A 19,586-nucleotide genomic window follows, 5' to 3' on the forward strand; every position below is an offset into this window, starting at 1 on the left:
GAATCTAATCCGCTTCGCGCGGCGCCGCGAGACGACCTTCCGTGTCCTCTGTCGCGGTCCCGGCCCGCGCTGCGGCCGCCTGCCGCTGGTCGGCCTCCGCCACGCGATCCCGTGTGCGTTCGGCGCGGCGTCGGTCGTCCTCTTCGACGCGGTCGCGGCGGCGCTGGTCCGCTTCCTCCACCCGGTCGCGGCTGCGCTGGTCCGCTTCCTCTACCCGGTCGCGGGGGCGTTGCGTGTGGCGGTCGGCCTCGGTGACCCGGTCGCGGGCCGGGCGGGCCGGTCGCCGGCCGCCGGCCGGGCCGTTCACGCCCTGGGCCTCCCGGCGGGCCTGCCACCCGAACAGGAAGAAGGCCATCACCGCGAAGATCCACCACTGGACCGCGTAGCCGCCGTTCTGCCAGGCGTCCTCGTGCGGGATCGGCACCCGGACGAACGCCGGATCGGCGGCCGGCGTCTGCTCGGTGAGCAGCACATAAGCCCCATAAACCGGGAACGGCATCTCTGTCGCGAGACGGGGCAGATTGAGGCGCCGGGTGTCCAGCCGGCCGTCACGTCGCTCGACGGGGGCAGGTCGGCTTTCCGACAGGTGAATCTGGCCGACGACCGTCACCTGGCCGGTGGGCGCCGGCGGAACCTCGGGTGCGGCCACCGCCCCGCCGGGTGGCGCCGGAACCCATCCGCGGTCCACGAGCACGGCCGTGCCGTCGTCGAGCAGCAGCGGTGTGACGATCTCGAAACCGACCTCGCCCTCGACCGTGCGGCCGCGGGCCTGGATCTCGTGAGCCGTGTCGTAGCGGCCGGTCATCGTCACCTTTGTCCAGGCCACGGACTTGCCGGGGCCCGCGCCGGGTGTGCCGGCGGTGGTCGGCGCGGCCAGCAGCGAGGTGAGCGGCACGGCCTCGGCGGCGTTGGCCGCGTCGATGCGTTCATTGATGGCGGTGCGTTCGTGGTACCGGTGGAGCTGCCAGTTGCCGAGCATCACCATGATCACCGAGGCGACGACGGTCAGCGCCGCGGCGGCCAGCCAGCGGGGGGTCAGCAGGAACCGGTACACGCCCTGAGGCTACCTGGCCAGCCGATGCCGCCCGCCGCAGCCAGGTAGTCTGCGAAATCCCGGCAGTCACTATCACGTGAGGGCCGAACGCGGAACACTCGGGGGAGACATTGATCACCGCCCAGCCTCGTCTGGTCGTGAGCGCGCCGTCGTCCGGCCACGGCAAGACAGCCATCGCCGTCGGGCTGCTCGCCGCGCTCACGGCTCGTGGCGTGCCGACCGCCGGTTTCAAGGTCGGCCCCGACCACACCGACGCGGCGTACCTCGGTCTGGCCGCCGGCCGCCCCGGCCGCAACCTCGACCCGCGCCTGGTCGGTGCGCAGCGCGTGGCGCCCCTGTTCCTGCACGGTGCCACCGGCGCCCAGCTCTCCGTCGTCGAAGGCTCGATGGGCCTGTTCGACAGCCTCACCGGTCAGCCCGAGCTCGACGGCACCGCGGCCGTCGCCGCCTCCCTGCGCGCACCGGTGGTCCTCGTCGTCGACGTCGCCGCGATGGGCCACTCCCTCGCGGCCCTGGTGCACGGCTTCCGGATGTTCGACGAGATGGTGCACCTCGCCGGCGTCATCCTGAATCGGGTCGCCTCCGAGCGCCACGAGCAGATGTTGCGCAGCGCCATGGACGACATCGGCATGCCGGTGCTGGGCGCGCTGCACCGCGGTGACCTGCCCAACGTACTGCCGGCTCGGGTCCACGGCCTGGTGCCGGTCGCGCACCGCACCGTCGAGGCCAACCGGGCGGTCCGCCGTCTGGGCGAGGCCGTCGCCGGTGTGCTCGACCTGGACCGGCTGATGGCTCTCGCCGGCTCCGCGCCGTCGCTGCCGGGCCCCATCTGGACGCCGGCGGAGGCCGCGGGGGGCGAGCCTTTCGAGCAGCGCCCGCTGATCGCCCTGGCCGGGGGCCAGGGCGCGCCCTACACCTACGTCGAGACCGCGGAGCTGCTCACTGCCGTCGGCGCCGACGTGGCGGTCGTCGATCCGCTGCGGGACGAGTCACTGCCACCGGGCACGCGCGGGCTGATCGTCGGTGCCGGCCTTCCTGAAGGGTACGCGGAAGAGCTCTCCGCCAACCGCCGGCTGTGCGCCGACGTCGCCCAGTTCGCCCGCGACGGCTGGCCCGTCGTGGCCGAGGGCATCGCCCTGCCGTGGCTCGGCCGCGAACTCGACGGCCGCCCGATGTGCGGCGTCCTCGACGCCACGGCCACCACGAGCGAGCAGACGGTCGCCGGCTACCGCGAGGCCACCGCACCCGGCACCTCGGTGCTCGCGCCGGCCGGTGCCCGCATCACCGGCTACAAGCACCACCGGGCGATCGTCGCACCGCGGGCCGGCTCCTCACCGGCGTGGACCTGGTCCGGCGGCAACCCCGAGGGCTTCGTCTGGCGCCAGGTACACGCGTCCCAGCTGGGCCTGCACTGGGCAGCGGCCCCCGAGATCGCCAAACGCCTGGTCGCGGCGGCGATCAGCGGCCCGCAGGGCAGCTCACCCTCCGGCCCGCAGCCCAGCGGAATGCCCCCGGCTCCGTCGATGCCGCCCGCGCAGCCCCTCCCGCCGATGTCCCCTGCCCAGTCGATGCCCTCTTCCCAGCCGATCCCTTCCGGTCAGCCCATGCCTTCCGGCCAGCCCATGCCTTCCGGCCAGCCGGTACCCGTCGCCCAGCCGATGCCTTCCGGCCAGCCGGTAACTGTCGCCCAGCCGATGCCTTCCGGCCAGCCCATGCCCTCCGGCCAGCCCATGCCTCCCGCTCAGCCGATACCCGTCGCTCAGCCGTTGCCGACTATGCCGCCCGCGCAGTCCTTGCCTCCGCTGCCACCCGGTCAGGCCCCGGCCGTCCCGATCCCCCCGGGCCAGGTCCCGGTAGCCCAGGGCTCCGCCACTCCCGGCCCAGCCGGGAGCGCCCATGGCCCGGCCGGTCCCGGCTCGGTCGGTCTTGGCCAGGCCGGCGTCGGTTCGGTTGGTCTTGGCCCGGCGGTTGGTCCTGGGCCGGTTGGTCCTGGGTCCGGTCCGGCGTCGCACCACGGTCCCGGCATGGCCTCGGGCCCGGGGGCGGGACCGGCGTCCGCCTACGATCCGGCGGACACACTGCCTGGCGCGCATGGTCCCGGTCAGGTGACGCAAGCCGGTCACGGCCAGGACGCCGCACCGGGATTCGCTCGTGACAGCGGTCCGGGTTACGGCTCAGAGGGCGGACCGAGTTATGGCCCGGACAGCGGCCCGGGTTACGTGTCCGATGGTCCGTCCGGCTATGGCCGCGGCAGCACGCCGGGGTTCGGCCGTGAGGGTGGTCCGGAGCTTTCGGCGGGGTTCGGCCGTGAGGGTGGTCCGGAGCTTTCGGCGGGGTTCGGGCGTGAGGGTGGTCCGGAGCTTTCGGCGGGGTTCGGGCGTGACAGTGGGCCGGAGTTGTCGCCGGGGTTCGGGCGTGAGGGTGTGCCGGTGTTCGGGCCGGACGGGCCGCCCGGGTTCGGCCGTGATGCGGCGCCGGGCTTTGGTCCGCAGATGCAGCCGGGGCCGGGACAGATGCAGCCTGGGCAGATGCAGCCTGGGCAGATGCAGCCAGGACCGGGTCAGCACGGGCCTCGCGTCGCTCCCGGGCCCGGTCAGGGCGGTAACGGTCCCGGCGACGGGACCGCACAGCAGAGCGGCAACGGCACCGGTCTCCCCGACGGCCGCCCCACCGAGGACATCTCCATCCACTCCTGACGGCGTGTGAAGCGGGTGGTTGTCCGCCCGCTTCACCGCTGGAACCTGGCCCCGCCGGACCACTTCGCCGCCGGAAACCGTGCAGCGTGCGAAAGGCGATCCGCCGGCCGGAAACTGTCGTACCCCCCTCGTACCGTGAGGCCTACGACAACCAGAGGAGGGACCGTGGCCGACCGCCTGCCGCTGGATCTCGATCCGCCCGTCCGTCAGATCAGGGCGCTTCTGCTCGGTGTCGCCGACAGCGACCTCACCGCTCCCACACCGTGTCCCGGCTGGCCGGTCGCGGCTCTGCTGGATCACCTGATGGGCCTGTCGTTCGCGTTCACCCAGGCGGCCCGCAAACGCACCGAGGCCCCCGGCACCGACGGCCCGCCACCACAGCCGTCCGCCGACCACCTCTCGCCCCACTGGCGCAGCCGTCTCCCGGTGCTGCTGGAGGAGCTCTCCACCGCCTGGCGAGACCCGGCCGCCTGGACCGGCACCGCACAGGCCGGCGGTGTCACGTTGCCGGCGACCGCGATGGGCATCGTCGCGGTCGACGAGTTGGTCATGCACGGCTGGGACCTGGCCCGGGCCACCGGCCAGGACTACGCGGTGGACCCGCGGACCCTGGAGGTGCTGGTCGAGTTCCTCGGTCAGGGCCCGCCCGAGGGCACACCCGGCATGTTCGGCCCGGTCATTCCCGTCGACTCCGAGGAGACCCTGCTGCACCAGGCAGTCGGCCTGGCCGGCCGCGACCCGTCCTGGCGCCCACCCCGCACCCGAAACGTCCCGTCCGCCAACCTCCGCCACCCCTGACGCCGCCCGGTCCGCCGCCTGCCCGGTCCGCCGCCGCCCGCCCGCCCGACCCGCCGCCCGCCCGCCCGCCCGACCCGCCGCCCGCCCGACCCACCGCCTGCCCGGTCCGCCGCCCGCTTGGTCGCGTAGTCCGCCGGTCCGCCGCCTGCCCGGTCCTGCCGCCCGTCGGCCCGCCGCTCGGGGGATGGCGGGGCGTGGGTGACGGTCGGCGTGGGTGACCGGTCGAGCTGGCGTCGGAGGAGGGCAGAAAGGAATTAGGTGAGCGAGCTGCCGGGAGCGGCTGGCGGTGAGCGGGCGCCGGACGGGCTGCCGGTCCCGGACGGGCTGCGGTCCCGGACGGGCTGCGGGTCCCGGGAAGGGCGCGGGCCGCAGGAACGGCTGCGGGCCGCAGGAACGGCTGCGGGCCGCGGGAAGGGCCGCGGGGAGGGCGCGGGCCGCGGTGGGTGGGCTGGGTGGGTGGTGGGTTCGGGCTAGTAGACGAGTTTGTCTGAGGGGGGCTTGAACTTTTCCTTGGGCTGGTTCTTGAGGGCGTCTCTCAGTGTCTGGGCGACGGTGTACTTCGACATGGTGGAGCGGCCGGCGCCGACCAGGTGTTCGGGGTTGTCGGGGTCGGCTACGAAGGCTGAGGCGGCTAGCTGGGGGGTGTAGCCGCTGAACCAGGCGGTTTTGTTGCCGTCGGTGGTGCCGCTTTTGCCGGCTACGGGGCGGCCCAGGACGCCGTAGACCATTGCTGAGGTGCCCCAGCCGCAGCTTCCGCGGGCGGCGCCGTAACCGGTGACGCAGCGGGCGGCGTCGGTGGCGGCGCGGGCTACGTTGGTGGGTAGTTCGCGGTGGCAGCGAGGGGCGGCCACGAGTTTGCCGTCGTGGACGGCGTGGGAGCCGTCGGGAGTGCGGATGGATTCGACGGGGAGGGGCTCGCAGTAGGTGCCTTCGGCGGCGAGGGTGGCGAAGACGTTGGCCATCTCGACGGGGGTGGCGTCGCTGACACCGAGGGTGAAGGCGCCCCAGCCGGAGGCGTGTTCGGGAGTGGCCAGTTCGCGGTCGATGTCGGTGCGCCAGCGCAGGCCCAGGCGTTCGGCCATCTTGACTGCCTTGTCGGCGCCTACGCGTTCTTCGAGTTGGACGAAGTACGTGTTCACCGACTTGCCGAAACCGCTCCACATGGTCTGCCTGCCGGTCATCGACTTGCTGGAGTTCTTCGGGCACCAGTTGTGGCCGCAGGTGGCGGGGCCGGGTGCGGTGATGTATTGCGAGTAGTACCGCTCCGGCGCGTAGAACGAGGTCGACAGCGGCAGTCCTTCTTCCAGTGCTGCCAGCATGGTGAAGATCTTGAACGTGGAGCCCGCCTGGTAACCGGCCATGTCGCCGCCGCCGAGCAGCGGGTTGACGGTGTTCGGGTAGTTGCCCTTCACGTCGCGGTCCTGCGACCAGTCGCTGTGCCGGCCGTTGTTGTCCTGGTTCAGCGAGTAGCGGCGGTTCACCGCCATGCTCAGCACGCGACCGGTGCCGGGCTGGATGACGACCTGCCCGTGCGCGAAGGGGCTGCCGCGCCGTTCCTTGTCGAGGACGTGCTCCATCGCGTACCCCTGGATCTTGGGGTTTATGGAAGTGACCACCCGGTAGCCGCCGCGGCGCAGATTCTCCTCGCGCTCCTGGGGCGTGCGGCCGAAGGCCGGCTGTTCCCGCCACCAGCTCTTGAAGTAGTCGCAGAAGAAGCCCCAGTCGTTGTGCTTGCGCGCGACCGAGACGCAGTCGTTGGGCGGGTGTGACAGCTTCAGTTTGATCTTTGCCTTGGTGGCGGCGGCGGCCTGCTCGGGGGTGATCGATCCGATCTTGAGCATCTGGTCGATCACGTAGTTGCGGCGCTGCAGTGCGGCCCGCTGATCCTTGGACGCCGGATCATAGGCGGACGGCGCCTTGACCAGCCCCGCGAGCAGCGCCGCCTCGGTGAGTGACAGGTTCTGCGGCTCCTTGGAGAAGAACACCTGCGCCGCCGCGTAGATCCCATAGGCGCGGTGCCCGAAGTAGGCCGCGTTGAGATAGCGCTCGAGGATCTGCTCCTTGCTGAGCCGCTGCTCCACCTCGATGGCGAGCCGCATCTCGCGCAGCTTGCGGGCCGCGGTCTGCTCGGTGGCCTCCAGGGCCTCCTTCGGCGTCCGGGCGGCGTCTCGCAGCGCCATCCGGACATATTGCATGGTCAGAGTGGACGCGCCCTGTGAGACGCCGCCCGCCTTCTGGTTGGCGACGAACGCGCGGGCCACACCCTTGGCGTCGACGCCGTTGTGCTCGTAGAACCGGGTGTCCTCGGAGGCGACGATCGCCTTCGTGATGTACGGGGACATGCTCTTGATCGGCGTCTGCTTGCGGTGCTCCTCGTAGAACATGGTGAGCAGCGTCTTGCCGTCGTTCGCGTAGACGTAGGTGCTCTGTGCCGGTGGTACCTCGGTGAGTTTCTCCGGCATGCTCTCCAGCGCCTCGGTGCCGGCCTTCACCCCCATCCCGGCCAGTGCGGCCAGGGGATAGGAGAGGCCGGCCAGGACCAGGCCCGCGATGAGTCCGGCCCGGATGAGGAGGGCGAGTCTTCCGGCTACGGTGAGGCGTCGGCTCGTCACCATCTGAAGGTATGACAAATAGGTTCACATTCTCCCCAAACCTCCGAAGTGAGACGTCACCGACATCGGGGGAACAGCCCGAAGTCCACACGCTGGGTGGGGCGGCCGGGGTGTGGGGAGTTGGGGTGCGGAGCGGGGCCGAAGTTCACACGCTGGGTGGGGCGGCTGGGGTGTGGGGAGTTGGGGTGCGGAGCGGGGCCGAAGTCCACACGGGGGAGGGGGCGGGCATGCTGGGGGCATGACGTTCGATCTCGGGCACCACGGCGACGTCGAGGTCGGGGCGGGACTGGTCGACCTGGCCGTCAACGTGCGGCGCCAGGCGATGCCCGACTGGCTGGCCGGGCCGATCACGGCGTCGCTGAGCACGCTCGCGGCCTACCCCGACAGCGCAGCCGCGACCGCCGCGGTGGCCGCGCGGCACGGGCGTGACCCGGGCGAGGTGCTGCTCACCGCGGGCGCCGCGCAGGGTTTCGTGCTGCTGGCGCAGGCGCTGCGGGGCAGCAGGCGCCCGGTGGTGGTGCACCCGCAGTTCACCGAACCCGAGGCCGCCCTGATCAACGCCGGTCATCACGTCGAGCGGGTGCTGCTGCGGGAGGAGGACGGCTTCCGGCTCGACCCCGCGCTGGTGCCGGACGACGCCGACCTGGTCTTCGTGGGTAATCCGACCAACCCCACCTCGGTGCTGCACCCCGCCGCGGACGTCGCGAAGCTGGCCCGGCCGGGCCGGGTGCTCGTGGTGGACGAGGCGTTCTCGGACACGACGTTCCGTGAGGGGGTGGACGGCGAGCCGGAGTCGCTCGCCGGGCGCCGGGACCTGCCGGGCCTCGTGGTGCTGCGCAGCCTGACCAAGACGTGGGGGCTGGCCGGCCTGCGGATCGGCTATCTGATCGGCCCGGCCGAGCTGCTGCCCCGGCTCGCTGCCGCGCAGCCCCTCTGGGCGGTCTCCACCCCCGCGCTCGCCGCCGCGGAAGCCTGCGCGTCGCCGGTCGCGGTCGCCGCGGAGCGGGAGATCGCGGTGCGGCTCGCGGCCGAGCGTGCCCACCTGGTGGACCGGTTGCGCGACGTGCCGAGCGTCACGCTGGGCGGTGAGCCGGCGTCCGCATTCGTTTGCGTACGCCTTGACGCCGCCGATCAGGTTCGACTTGAGCTGCGGGAACGCGGCTATGCGGTACGCCGCGGCGACACGTTCCCGGGTCTGGGCCCGCGGTGGCTGCGGATTGCGGTGCGCGACACTGCCACCACAGACGGATTCGTGCAGACTCTGCGTGAAGTGATCGAGGAGCGACCGTGACGCTGGAGACGACCCTGGCAGCCATCCGGCCCGCCGACGAGGCCGCCATGACCGCCGCCCGCGAGTTGCAGGCGCGGCTGACCAAGCCGGCCGGCTCGCTGGGTGCCCTGGAGGAGCTCTCGGTACGCCTCGCCGGCCTGGCCGGTGTCTGCCCGCCGCCGCTGCCCGCACCGGCCACCGTCGCCGTCTTCGCCGGTGACCACGGCGTGCACGCCCAGGGTGTGACGCCGTGGCCGCAGGAGGTCACCGCGCAGATGGTGGCGAACTTCGTGGCCGGCGGCGCGGTGGTGAACGCGTTCGCCCGGCAGGCCGGCGCCGACGTCATGGTGATCGACGTCGGGGTGGCGATCCCGCTGCACGGCGGGGCGAACCTGCTGGACGCCAACGTGCGCCGGGGTACCCGGGACATGTCGGTGACCGCCGCGCTGACCCGCGAGGAGGCCCTGGCCGCCGTCGAGATCGGTGTCCAGGTCGCCGGGACGCTCGCCGACCAGGGCGCGAGGGCGCTGCTCACCGGCGACATGGGCATCGCCAACACGACGCCGGCCGCGGCGCTGATCGCGGCCTTCACCGGTGCGGCGGCCGAGGTGGTCACCGGGCGCGGCACCGGCATCGACGACGCGACGCTCGCGCACAAGACCGAGGTGATCGCGGCCGCGCTGCGACGGCACGCGCCGGACCCGGCCGACCCGCTCGGCGTCCTGGCCGCGGTCGGCGGCCTGGAGCACGCCGCGCTGACCGGGTTCATCCTGGGCGCCGCGGCCCGCCGGGTGCCGGTGATCGTGGACGGCGTCATCGCGGCGTCGGCGGCGGTGGCCGCGGCCGCGTTCGCGCCGGACGCGGTGGCCGCGATGGTCGCCGGGCACCGGTCCGCCGAGCCGGGTGCCACGGTCGCGCTGGCGCACCTGGGCCTGGAGCCGCTGCTGGACCTGGGCATGCGCCTCGGCGAGGGCAGCGGCGCGGTGCTCGCGCTGCCGGTGGTGTCGGCCGCGGTGCGGGTGCTGCACGAGGTGGCAACGTTCGACTCGGCGGGAGTGTCGGAGAAGTGACGATTTATCCGATGGGCCTGCGCATCGAGGGCCGCCGGGTGCTGGTGGTCGGCGGTGGCACGGTTGCCACCCGCCGCGTGCCGGCGCTGATCGCGGCGGGCGCGCTGGTGGAGATCGTGGCGCCCGAGCTGACCCCGGCGCTGCGGGCGCACGTGGACGCCGGCCGGGTGGTCTGGACGCCGCGCCGCTTCGCGCCGGGCGACGTGGCTGGTGCGTGGCTGGTGCACGTCGCGGTGGACGACCCGGAGGCGGCGGCCTCGGTGAGCGCGGCGGCGGAGGAGGAACGGATTTTTTGCGTACGGGCGGACGACCGCGACGCCGCAACCGCGTGGACTCCGGCCGTCACCCGGCACGGGCAGGTGACCGTGGCGGTGACCGACGGTGGCGACCGGCGCCGCGCGATGGCCGTTCGTGACCTGGTCGCCGGCGCGCTGGAGACGGCACCGGTGGCGGGACCGGAGTTCAAGGGTGTCGCGCTGGTCGGCGGCGGTCCCGGCGACCCCGAGCTGATCACGGTGAAGGGCCGGCGCCTGCTCGCCGCGGCCGACGTGGTGGTCGCCGACCGGCTCGTGCCCGGCATTCTGCTCGGTGAGCTGCGCCCGGAGGTCGAGCTGATCGACGCTGCCAAGATTCCGTACGGGCCGTCGGCGGCGCAGGAGGAGATCAACCGGATCCTGGTGGACCGGGCGTCGCAGGGGAGGTTCGTGGTCCGGCTCAAGGGCGGCGACAACTTCGTCTTCGGCCGTGGCGGTGAGGAGGCCCAGGCGTGCGCCCGGGCCGGCATCCCGGTGCTGGTGGTGCCGGGGGTGACGAGTTCGATCGCGGCGCCCGCCCTGGCCGGCATCCCGGTCACCCACCGAGGCGTGGCACACGAGTTCACCGTGGTGTCCGGGCACATCCCGCCGGAGCACCCGGACTCGCTGGTCGACTGGGCCGCGCTGGCCCGGCTGCGGGGCACGCTCGTGGTGCTGATGGGACTGAAGAACCTGCCGAGGATCGCGGAGCGGCTGATCGCCGAGGGCCGCGACCCCGGCACGCCGGTCGCGGTGGTGCAGGAGGGTTCGACGGCGCACCAGCGGTCGCTGCGCAGCAGCCTGGGTGCGGTGGCCGCGGACACGGCCGAGGCGGGGATCCGGCCGCCGGCCGTGGTGGTGATCGGCGACGTGGTCGAGGTGGCCGACGGGTTCACCCCCGCCATGGGGTGAGTGCTTTACCCGTACAAAAGAAAGGCGCCGGGCCAGAAACGGCCCGGCGCCGAAAAGCGGGTCTCAGTCCTCGGACTTCTTCTCGTCGTCGACACCCAGCTCGTCGAGGAAGGTGCGTGCCCAGCGCGCGACGTCGTGGGTCCGCAGGTGCCGCTGCATGACCCGCATGCGGCGGCGGAGCTCGGGCTTCTCGGTCCCGACCGCGCGCAGCAGCGCCTCCTTGACGCCGTCCGGGTCGTGCGGATTGCACAGGAACGCCTGGCGCAGCTCGGTGGCCGCACCGGCGAACTCGCTCAGCACCAGCGCGCCACCGGTGTCGTGACGGCAGGCGATGTACTCCTTGGCGACCAGGTTCATGCCGTCGCGCAGCGGGGTGACCATCATGACGTCGGCCGCCGCATACATCGCGGCGAGCTCCTGCTTGCTGACCGACTGGTGCAGGTAGTGCACGGCCGGCGTGCCGACCTTGCCGAACTCGCCGTTGATCCGCCCGACCTCGCGCTCCACCCGGACCCGCAGGGTCTGATAGTGCTCGACCCGCTCCCGGCTGGGCGTGGCGACCTGCACCATCACCGCCTGGCCGACGTTGAGCTTGCCGTCGGCGAGCAGCTCGCGGAACGCCTTGAGACGCAGCTCGATACCCTTGGTGTAGTCGAGGCGGTCGACGCCGAGGATCACCGTCTCCGGGTCGCCCAGCTCGGCACGGATCTGCTTCGCCCGCGCCTGCACCGCCGGATCGGCGGCCAGCCGCTCCATGTCGGCGGTGTCGATGCTGATCGGGAACGCGCCGGCCTTCACCCTGCGCCCGTCGACCTGGATCGACTGGCCCTCGTAGCGGAGCCCGAGCAGGTGCCGGGCCAGCCGCACGAAGTTCTGCGCGGCGAGCCGCTGCTGGAAGCCGACCAGGTCGGCGCCGAGCAGGCCGCGCAGGATCTCGGCGCGGAACGGCATCTGCATGAACAGCTCGATCGGCGGGAACGGGATGTGCAGGAAGAACCCGATCCGCAGGTCGGGGCGCATCTCCCGGAGCATGGCCGGCACCAGCTGCAGTTGGTAGTCCTGTACCCAGACGGTGGCGCCCTCCTCGGCGACCTCCGCGGCGGCCTGGGCGAACCGGTGGTTGACCACCCGGTACGTCTCGCGCCAGCGCCGTTTGTAGACCGGTGTCTCGACCGCGTCGTGATACAGCGGCCAGATGGTCGCGTTGGACTGACCCTCGTAGTAGCGCTCCAGTTCCTCGGCACTGAGGGGAACGGGGTGGATGTTGATGCCTTCGAGTTCGAACGGCTCGGGTGCCGGACCGTCGCCACCCGCCCATCCGATCCAGGTGCCACGGTGCTCGACCAGCACCGGATGCAGTGCCGTGACCAGGCCTCCCGGGCTGGGGCGCCACTGCCTTTCCCCGTCCGGTCCGGTGATTTCGTCCACGGGCAGACGGTTGGCGACGACGACGAAGGAACTTCGTTGGGCCACGCTGAGTACACCTCCGAGTGGTTTCTGTTCCCAACGTGAGCCTACTTTGCGTAAGCTCTCGCGTTTTACCCGCTCCCGCACGGCTCAATCAAGGACCGTGATGGACCGGGTGGGACGCGGGTGCCATCCTGAGCCGGTGACTCCCCTCGATGATCATTCCCAGGAGCGGCGGCCTTTGTTCTTTCCTGTGGTCATTGCCACGGCGCTGCTCACGATCATCGGAATGGTCGGCGGTTACCTGCTGGGCCAGCACCGGGACCGCGTCACCGAACCGGTGGACAACTCCGTTCCCACGCCGGTGGTGGTGGCGACCGGCCCGCTGTGCCGCAAGGAGACGCAGAAGATGGGCGCCGACGCGGGGGCGGCCGGTGAGTTGCGTGAGGTGCTGAAGGTGCGCACCGCGCGCAAGACGGTGGTCTACATCTGCCAGGACGAGGCCGGGCGTCTCTATTACCACGCCAACAAGGGCGGCTCGAAATGGATCGAGGGGGAGACGGCGTTGTTCCTGTCGAACGTCTGGCCCACCGGTGAGGACAGCTTCACCGCCGAGGCCTGGGACGGCAACACCTTCTCGATCGACCGGAACCGGCTGCTGATCACGTACGGGGACGGCACTCAGGAGGAGCAACTCGTCGTCGAGTGACCGCGAACCGGGGTTGGTGTTCGCCCGGTGACGGCACCTGGAAAGATTGTCCTTTGATTAATCCACGATCTCGGAGGTAGGGCACACCGTGGCCCAGTACATCTACGTCCTGGAAAAGGCGCGCAAGGCGCACGGCGACAAGGTCGTGCTCGACAACGTGACGCTGAGCTTCCTGCCGGGCGCCAAGATCGGTGTGGTCGGCCCGAACGGCGCGGGTAAGTCCAGCCTGTTGAAGATCATGGCCGGGCTCGACAAGACGAGCAACGGCGAGGCGCGGCTGATGCCCGGCTACACCGTCGGCATGCTCGCGCAGGAGCCGCCGCTCAACGACGCGAAGACGGTCCTCGGCAACATCGAGGAGGCCGTCGCCGAGACCAAGGCCAAGCTGGAGCGGTTCAACAAGATCGCCGAGCAGATGGCCACCGACTACACCGACGAGCTGATGGAGGAGATGGGCAAGCTCCAGGAGGAGCTGGACCACGCCGACGCGTGGGACATCGACTCCAAGCTGGAGCTGGCGATGGACGCGCTGCGCTGCCCGCCGCCGGACGCCGACGTCACCCAGCTCTCCGGTGGCGAGCGCCGCCGGGTCGCGCTCTGCAAGCTGCTGCTCGAGGCGCCCGACCTGCTGCTGCTCGACGAGCCCACCAACCACCTGGACGCGGAGAGCGTGCACTGGCTGGAGCAGCACCTGGCCAAGTACGCGGGCACCGTCCTGGCGATCACCCACGACCGGTACTTCCTGGACAACGTGGCCGGCTGGATCCTCGAGCTGGACCGAGGCCGGGCGATCGGTTACGAGGGCAACTACTCCACGTACCTGGAGAAGAAGGCCGCCCGCCTCTCGGTCGAGGGCCGCAAGGACGCGAAGATGAAGAAGCGTCTCTCCGAGGAACTCGAGTGGGTGCGGTCGAACGCCAAGGCGCGCCAGACCAAGAGCAAGTCCCGCCTGGAGCGGTACGAGGAGATGGCCGCCGAGGCGGAGAAGACCCGGAAGCTGGACTTCGAGGAGATCCAGATCCCGCCGGGCCCGCGTCTGGGCAACACGGTCATCGAGGTCAACGGCCTGGTCAAGGGCTTCGACGGCCGGACGCTGATCAACAACCTGTCGTTCTCGCTGCCGCGCAACGGCATCGTCGGCATCATCGGCCCGAACGGCGTCGGCAAGACCACGCTGTTCAAGACCATCGTCGGCCTGGAGCAGCCGGACTCCGGCTCGGTCCGCGTCGGTGAGACGGTCAAGTTGTCGTACGTCGACCAGAGTCGCGCCGGCCTCGACCCCGCCAAGACGGTGTGGGAGGTCGTCTCCGACGGTCTCGACCACATGATGGTCGGCAAGGTCGAGATGCCGTCCCGGGCGTACGTGGCGGCGTTCGGCTTCAAGGGCCCGGACCAGCAGAAGCCGACCAAGGTGCTGTCCGGCGGTGAGCGCAACCGGCTCAACCTCGCGATGACGCTGAAGATCGGCGGCAACGTGATCCTGCTCGACGAGCCGACCAACGACCTGGACGTCGAGACGCTGTCCAGCCTGGAGAACGCGCTGCTGGAGTTCCCCGGCTGCGCCGTGGTCATCTCCCACGACCGGATGTTCCTGGACCGGGTCGCCACCCACATGCTGGCGTGGGAGGGCACCGACGAGGAGCCGGACAAGTGGTTCTGGTTCGAGGGCAACTTCGAGGCGTACGAGAAGAACAAGATCGAGCGTCTCGGCGCGGAGGCCGCCCGCCCGCACCGGGTCACCTACCGCAAGCTGACTCGTGACTGACAGATTCATCTACGACGTGCCCGTGCGGTGGTCCGACATGGACGCGTACGGGCACGTCAACAACGCCCGCTTCCTCACTCTCTATGAGGAGGCGCGGGTGGCGATGTTCTTCATCGGTGCCAAGGAGCACGGCCTGGGCTCGTTCGAGGAGGGCATCGTGATCGCCCGCCACGAGATCGACTACGTGCGGCCGGTCGACTTCGGCGACCCGGTGCGGATCGAGATGTGGATCTCGGAGATGCGTGCGGCGGCGTTCACCGTGTCGTACGAACTGTTCGACGACGGGGTGCTGGCCAGCCGGGCGAAGTCGGTGTGTGTGCCGTACAACCTGGTCAAGGGGCATCCGCGCCGTCTGTCGGACGCGGAGAAGGACTTCCTCGCCCCCTACACCGAGGTTCGGTCATGAGTTCCCACGGCCTGCTCGGGGTTCCCGACGCAGGCGCGTTCCTGGCCCGTCTGACCAGGCTGGACCCGGCGGCGCCGGTCCGGTTGCGGTCCTCGTCCGGGCGCACCGCTCTGTGGGCCCAGCTGCCGTGGGACGTGCTGGTCACCCGTGAGGTGGCCGGTCCCGGGCCGGGCGACGCCACGGTCTCGGCGGCGCAGCTGCTGGCCGTGCTCGCGGCCGGTGGCGACGAGCTGCCGGAGCGCCGGGACACCCAGTGGCGCTGGCCGTTGCCGCCGGCCGCCAGCTCGGCCGTCGAATCGATCTCCGGTGTGGAGCTGGCGCAGCTCGCGTCGGCGGCGGCCGGGACGCTGCGGGAGATCTCCGCCGGGGGTGTGGCCGGCCGCGCCGTCGGGCAGCGCGCGGTCCGCGACGCGTTGCTCGATCACGTCGCGCTGGTCGTCACGCCGGACGGTGGTGAACCGGTTCAGGTGTCGCAGAGGCTCATCCAGGCGGTCGCCCGGATGGGTTTCCTGGGTCCTCGCGACGCCGCGGCGATGGAGGCGAGGGTCCGCGTCGCGGGCGGCTGGGTGGGAATTTCTGCACCATATGGAGTAGCGTGGCGACAGAGCGTGCATAAATTGACCGTTATGCCGATGGGAACTCACCCGAAAGGGTGACGGCGCATCGTCCTTCCGGTCCCGCCCTCCGGTTGGGGGGATGACCTTCACGACCTGTACGGGTACCGTCGGCCCTCGGATCCCCCGCAACGTCCGGCGGGAGGTCTGTTGGGGAGTGAGGTGCACACCATGCCGTGGTGGTCATGGCGTCCGGGATCGGCCGCGGGTAATGAGCCAGATACCGGTGGCGAGGTGGCGGTGCAGAGCACCGTCCGCGTCGGTGTCCCGGCCCAGCGCGAGCCGGGGCGTACCGGTGTTTCGTCCGAACTGTCCTCCACCGGCTCCGCGGAGCCGGTCCCGGCGGTGTCGCTGACGCGCATCGGTAAGGCGCTCGACCTGCTCGACATCCGGTTCCTTGCCGACGGCGGCGGCAGCCTGCTGGCGATGTGGGAGCGGCATGCCGTGCTGTTCACGCTCGAGGGGCCGGACGACGAGATCCTGGTGATGCGGGCCCGCCCGCACGCGACGGTCCCGCCGGACTGGGCCGACCGGGCGTACCGGGTGGTCAACGAGTGGAACCACACACGGCGTTTCTGCAAGGCCTATGTCGGCGATCCCACCGAGCGCGGCCAGCTGCCGATCTATGCGGAGCTGCAGGTGCCGCTCGCGGCGGGCGCCCATGACGCGCTGGTGGTCGAGTTGCTGGACTGTGGAGCGGCCGTCGCCACCTCGTTCGTGGACTGGCTGCACGACGAAGGCGCCCTCCTCTAAAGGAGTGGGAACATCCCCACGCGGCCGTGGTATTCGCGGCCCAGCTGATCGGTGTCGGAGCCGACCAGGAGACCCTCGGGCACGACCAGGAAGGTGCGGACCCCGACGCCACGGGAGCGGGTGGGGTTCCACGGCAGTGCCTTGCCGGTGGCGGGGCTGACCGCGCCGATGCCGGGACGGGAGACCGCACCCGGGCCGGGGCCGTTGCCGTCCGTGCCGTACGGGTTGTCGAACCACCGCTGGTGGCCGCCGAGGTAGACGGCCGGGCCGGTGACCGCTACGGCGTACAGCGAGTCGCCGCCGGTGCGCTGGACCCAGGTCGGGTTCTGCCGGCCGGCGAAGCGGGTCTCGAAACGGGCCGCCGAGTCGCACAGCTTCTGCGCGGAGGACGCCCGGCCGGTCGCGGCGATCACGATGTACGAGGCGTCCGGGGAGAACTTCACCTGCCGCAGGTACGTGTCGAAGCCCTTCATGCAGGTCGGCTTGAACGCGTCGGTGTACCAGTTGGCCAGCAGCGCCTGGGGGCCGCCGACGTCGTAGAGGGCGATCTGCGTACGGTCGGCGAGGCCCGACCGCAGGAAGGCGCCGACCGCGATCAGCTTGCGCCCGTCCGGGGAGACGTCGAAGTGCTCGACCCGGACCCGCTTCAGGCCGGGCCCGCTCAGCCGGGCGTCGAAGCCCTGGTCCACCACGCCGGTGTTGGCGTTCAGCCGGGCCAGGCCGACCCGCTTCACCCCGTTGATCGCCGAGAACGTACCGCCGGCGTAGAGCCGGTCGCCGCGGATGACCAGCGCCCGCACGTCACCCCAGTTGGTCCGCGCCCCGAACGAGGGGATCCGGGCACCGTCGCGCAGCGACATCCGCGCCACGCCGCGCTGAGCGGCGCCGTTGACGGTCTTGAAGGCGCCGCCCATGTAGACCGTGTGGTCGGGCCCGGCCGCCAGCGAGTAGATCGCGCCGTCCACCTGCGGCGCGAACGTCCGGATCATGCCGTCGTGCAGCCCGAACGCGAAGATGTTCTTCCGGGCGAGGGTCACCCGCCGGCTGCTGTCGGTCACCTTGGTGAAGACGCCGCCCACGACCACCGTGTCGCCGACCAGCGCCAGCGCCCAGACCGTCCCGTCCAGCACGTGCGGGGTGTAGTCCACCGGGTTGGCGGAGACCACCGCCGGGTGCGGGCGGTCAGCGACCGCGGGTGGCGTGGTGATCAGCGCCGGGACGGCGACGACCGCGATGGCGGCGGCAGCGAGCAGGCGACGGCGCATGAGACGGCTCCCGGATCGTGTTGGACAATCCGATCAACGAGCCACTTCCTAGGGCGTTGCTGAGTCCATCGCGTTCACCATGAAGTAGGCGGCGCGCTCCAGGTAGTCCCAGAGCGCCGAGTGGTGCGGCTCGGGCAGCCCCAGCGAGTCGACCGCCACCCGCATGTGGTGCAGCCAGGCGTCGCGGGCGGCCGGGTCGACCCGGAACGGCGCGTGCCGCATCCGCAGGCGGGGGTGCCCACGGCTGGCCGAATACGTGTTAGGGCCGCCCCAGTACTGCATGAGGAACAGGGCGAGCCGGTCCTCGGCCGGCCCGAGGTCCTCCTCCGGATACATCGGGCGGAGCAGCGGGTCCTCGGCGACACCCTCGTAGAACTTGGCCACGAGGCGGCGGAACGTGGGCTCGCCGCCGACGGCGACGTAGAAGCTGGCCTCTTCCGGCACGGGTGCACTCACCGTTCCATCCTGCCAGCCCGTTACGGCGTGCTGTCACTGCCGCTCGTGTGTGACGCGCGACGCCGTCGACCGGGTGGTGTCCTGGCGTGCCGCCGCCTCGGTTGCCGCGGTGAACGTGGCCTGGCTCGGCCAGCGCATGGCCAGCAGCACCATCGCGACGGTCCCGCAGATGCTCCAGACGCCGACCACCAGCGGCAGCCAGAAGATCTCGGCCAGGATGCCGGTGAGCATCACCCCGCCGAACTGGCTGAGCTGGACACCGCTGTTCACCACGCCGAACGCGCGGGCCCGGAACCCGTGCGGCACGGCCAGGGCGAACGTCGCGTTCAGCGTCGGCATCAGGGCGCCCGTGGAGATGCCGGCGAGCAGCACCAGCAGGGCCACAGCCGGCGCCGGCGGACCGAGAAGCGACGGGATCAGCACCAGCGGCGTGGCGACCGCCAGCACCGGGATGAGCCGGGCCCGGCGGTCCTCCGGGACGAGCCGGTTGAACAGCACGCCGCCGATCACGAAGCCGAGCGGGCCGGCCGCCATGATCATGCCCTGGTCGAGGCCCTGCACCGTGGGATCGCGGGTGCCCTCGGCGGCCCACGCGGCGGCCAGGCCCTCGGGCACGATGGCGAACACGGTCATCGTGTAGACGACGATGGCGATCGAGCGCAGGGCCGGCCGGCCGAACACCATCCGGAAGCCCTCGGCGGTGTCGCGCAGCAGGGCGCGCTCCTCGGCGGGCACGTCGGCGGCCGGGCGGCGGCGCACCCCGGTGAGGATCAGCGCGATCGAGGCGGCGAACGTGAGCACGTCGGCGGCGAGCGCGAGCCGCGGGCTCAGCGCCACCGCGACGGTGGCGCCGGCCAGGTAGCCGATCACCTGGGCGGCCTGCGAGGTGGTCTGGGTGGCGGCCAGCGCGAGGGCCAGCCGATGGCGGCCGACCACCACCGGCAGCAGCGCCGAGCGGGCGCCCTGCGTCGGCGGGGCGCCCAGGCTGGAGAGGAAGAGCAGCACCAGCATCACCGGGATCGGTATGCCCGGCACCAGCAGCAGCCCGACCAGCACCATCCGGGACAGGTCGGAGACCAGCATCACGCGCCGGTACGGATACCGGTCTGCCAGCGTGGTGAGCAGCGGCCCGAAGAGCCAGGGCAGGTACCCGATGGCGAACGACGCCGCGGAGAGCAGGACCGAGTTGCTCTCCTGGTAGACCAGCACGGTGACGGCGGCCCGGGACAGGTAGTCACCGACCCAGTTGATGACCGTCGACAGGTAGAGAGCCCGGAACTCGCGCAACCGGAAGAGTTCTCCGAAAGTAACGGGGTCTTCACGTTGCGTGACCACGTCGGCCGGAGGTTCCGGCCGTGCGGGGTGTTCGGACACCGAGCTCTCCATCGTTGTCGACTATCGCCGAGTGCCGACGAAGCAATCTTGTAGCGGATTCTGCCCGATCGTCCGAGTCATCGCTAGGGCAGTTGAGTCAAAAATCGGCCATTCGGTCGAGGGCGGAATCGC

16 protein-coding genes are annotated in these 19,586 nt (G+C 71.4%); 10 read left to right on the forward strand and 6 right to left on the reverse strand.

Features of this window, described 5'->3' with window-relative positions; translation table 11 throughout:
- Positions 1 to 4 precede the first annotated feature (4 nt).
- On the reverse strand, positions 5 to 1,054 hold the full coding sequence (locus AB0M02_RS10340) for an SURF1 family protein (protein WP_364224265.1): 1,050 nt from the start codon (positions 1,052 to 1,054) through the stop codon (positions 5 to 7).
- Positions 1,055 to 1,191: 137 nt separating this feature from the next.
- Between AB0M02_RS10340 and AB0M02_RS10345 the strand changes: the two genes are divergently transcribed.
- A complete protein-coding gene (locus AB0M02_RS10345; RefSeq protein WP_364224267.1) occupies positions 1,192 to 3,750 on the forward strand; it encodes a cobyrinate a,c-diamide synthase in 2,559 nt (852 codons plus the stop codon).
- A gap of 165 nt (positions 3,751 to 3,915) precedes the next feature.
- The gene (locus AB0M02_RS10350; protein ID WP_364224269.1) at positions 3,916 to 4,548 is read left to right on the forward strand and encodes a TIGR03086 family metal-binding protein; all 633 of its coding nucleotides are present in this window, start codon (positions 3,916 to 3,918) and stop codon (positions 4,546 to 4,548) included.
- Positions 4,549 to 5,018: 470 nt separating this feature from the next.
- Here AB0M02_RS10350 and AB0M02_RS10355 read toward each other — a convergent pair whose 3' ends face one another.
- Positions 5,019 to 7,160, reverse strand: a complete 2,142-nt coding sequence (locus tag AB0M02_RS10355; protein WP_364224271.1) for a transglycosylase domain-containing protein — start codon at positions 7,158 to 7,160, stop codon at positions 5,019 to 5,021.
- 238 nt (positions 7,161 to 7,398) lie between these two features.
- Between AB0M02_RS10355 and cobC the strand changes: the two genes are divergently transcribed.
- Genes cobC through cobA form a run of 3 tightly spaced genes read left to right on the forward strand, consistent with a single transcriptional unit; the run spans position 7,399 to position 10,705 of the window.
- Positions 7,399 to 8,451: an Rv2231c family pyridoxal phosphate-dependent protein CobC gene (gene cobC, locus AB0M02_RS10360; protein ID WP_364224273.1), complete on the forward strand. Its 1,053-nt coding sequence runs from the start codon at positions 7,399 to 7,401 to the stop codon at positions 8,449 to 8,451.
- Positions 8,448 to 9,500 (forward strand): nicotinate-nucleotide--dimethylbenzimidazole phosphoribosyltransferase, encoded by a 1,053-nt coding sequence (gene cobT, locus AB0M02_RS10365; RefSeq protein ID WP_364224275.1) that lies wholly within the window; start codon positions 8,448 to 8,450, stop codon positions 9,498 to 9,500. The genes cobC and cobT overlap by 4 nt, the downstream gene beginning before the upstream one ends.
- An 11-nt stretch (positions 9,501 to 9,511) precedes the next feature.
- A complete protein-coding gene (gene cobA, locus AB0M02_RS10370; RefSeq protein WP_364224528.1) occupies positions 9,512 to 10,705 on the forward strand; it encodes a uroporphyrinogen-III C-methyltransferase in 1,194 nt (397 codons plus the stop codon).
- A 63-nt stretch (positions 10,706 to 10,768) separates the two neighbouring features.
- Here cobA and AB0M02_RS10375 read toward each other — a convergent pair whose 3' ends face one another.
- Positions 10,769 to 12,178, reverse strand: a complete 1,410-nt coding sequence (locus tag AB0M02_RS10375; RefSeq protein ID WP_364224277.1) for a trehalose-6-phosphate synthase — start codon at positions 12,176 to 12,178, stop codon at positions 10,769 to 10,771.
- A 187-nt stretch (positions 12,179 to 12,365) separates the two neighbouring features.
- Here AB0M02_RS10375 and AB0M02_RS10380 point away from each other — a divergent pair, with 187 nt between their 5' ends.
- From AB0M02_RS10380 to AB0M02_RS10400, 5 genes are all read left to right on the forward strand, one after another.
- The gene (locus tag AB0M02_RS10380) at positions 12,366 to 12,821 is read left to right on the forward strand and encodes a hypothetical protein (protein ID WP_364224279.1); all 456 of its coding nucleotides are present in this window, start codon (positions 12,366 to 12,368) and stop codon (positions 12,819 to 12,821) included.
- Between the two features lie 88 nt (positions 12,822 to 12,909).
- A complete protein-coding gene (ettA, locus tag AB0M02_RS10385) occupies positions 12,910 to 14,586 on the forward strand; it encodes an energy-dependent translational throttle protein EttA (protein ID WP_364224281.1) in 1,677 nt (558 codons plus the stop codon).
- Positions 14,579 to 14,992: a thioesterase family protein gene (locus AB0M02_RS10390; protein WP_364224283.1), complete on the forward strand. Its 414-nt coding sequence runs from the start codon at positions 14,579 to 14,581 to the stop codon at positions 14,990 to 14,992. Before ettA ends, AB0M02_RS10390 begins: the two co-directional genes overlap by 8 nt.
- Positions 14,989 to 15,648 (forward strand): hypothetical protein, encoded by a 660-nt coding sequence (locus tag AB0M02_RS10395; protein ID WP_364224285.1) that lies wholly within the window; start codon positions 14,989 to 14,991, stop codon positions 15,646 to 15,648. Before AB0M02_RS10390 ends, AB0M02_RS10395 begins: the two co-directional genes overlap by 4 nt.
- A gap of 129 nt (positions 15,649 to 15,777) precedes the next feature.
- Positions 15,778 to 16,359, forward strand: coding sequence for a YbjN domain-containing protein (locus AB0M02_RS10400; protein ID WP_364224287.1), 582 nt, complete (start codon positions 15,778 to 15,780; stop codon positions 16,357 to 16,359).
- On the opposite strand, the gene AB0M02_RS10405 is transcribed toward AB0M02_RS10400, so the two are convergent.
- The 3 genes from AB0M02_RS10405 to AB0M02_RS10415 are packed head-to-tail and all read right to left on the reverse strand — an operon-like array spanning position 16,356 to position 19,454.
- The gene (locus AB0M02_RS10405; RefSeq protein ID WP_364224289.1) at positions 16,356 to 17,624 is read right to left on the reverse strand and encodes a delta-60 repeat domain-containing protein; all 1,269 of its coding nucleotides are present in this window, start codon (positions 17,622 to 17,624) and stop codon (positions 16,356 to 16,358) included. The two genes, AB0M02_RS10400 and AB0M02_RS10405, sit on opposite strands and share 4 nt — an antisense overlap.
- A gap of 48 nt (positions 17,625 to 17,672) precedes the next feature.
- Positions 17,673 to 18,080, reverse strand: coding sequence for a globin (locus AB0M02_RS10410; RefSeq protein WP_364224291.1), 408 nt, complete (start codon positions 18,078 to 18,080; stop codon positions 17,673 to 17,675).
- 33 nt (positions 18,081 to 18,113) lie between these two features.
- The gene (locus tag AB0M02_RS10415) at positions 18,114 to 19,454 is read right to left on the reverse strand and encodes an MFS transporter (RefSeq protein WP_364224293.1); all 1,341 of its coding nucleotides are present in this window, start codon (positions 19,452 to 19,454) and stop codon (positions 18,114 to 18,116) included.
- Positions 19,455 to 19,586: the final 132 nt, after the last annotated feature.

It is taken from the genome of Actinoplanes sp. NPDC051861, assembly GCF_040681145.1.
Taxonomy (GTDB): Bacteria; Actinomycetota; Actinomycetes; order Mycobacteriales; family Micromonosporaceae; genus Actinoplanes.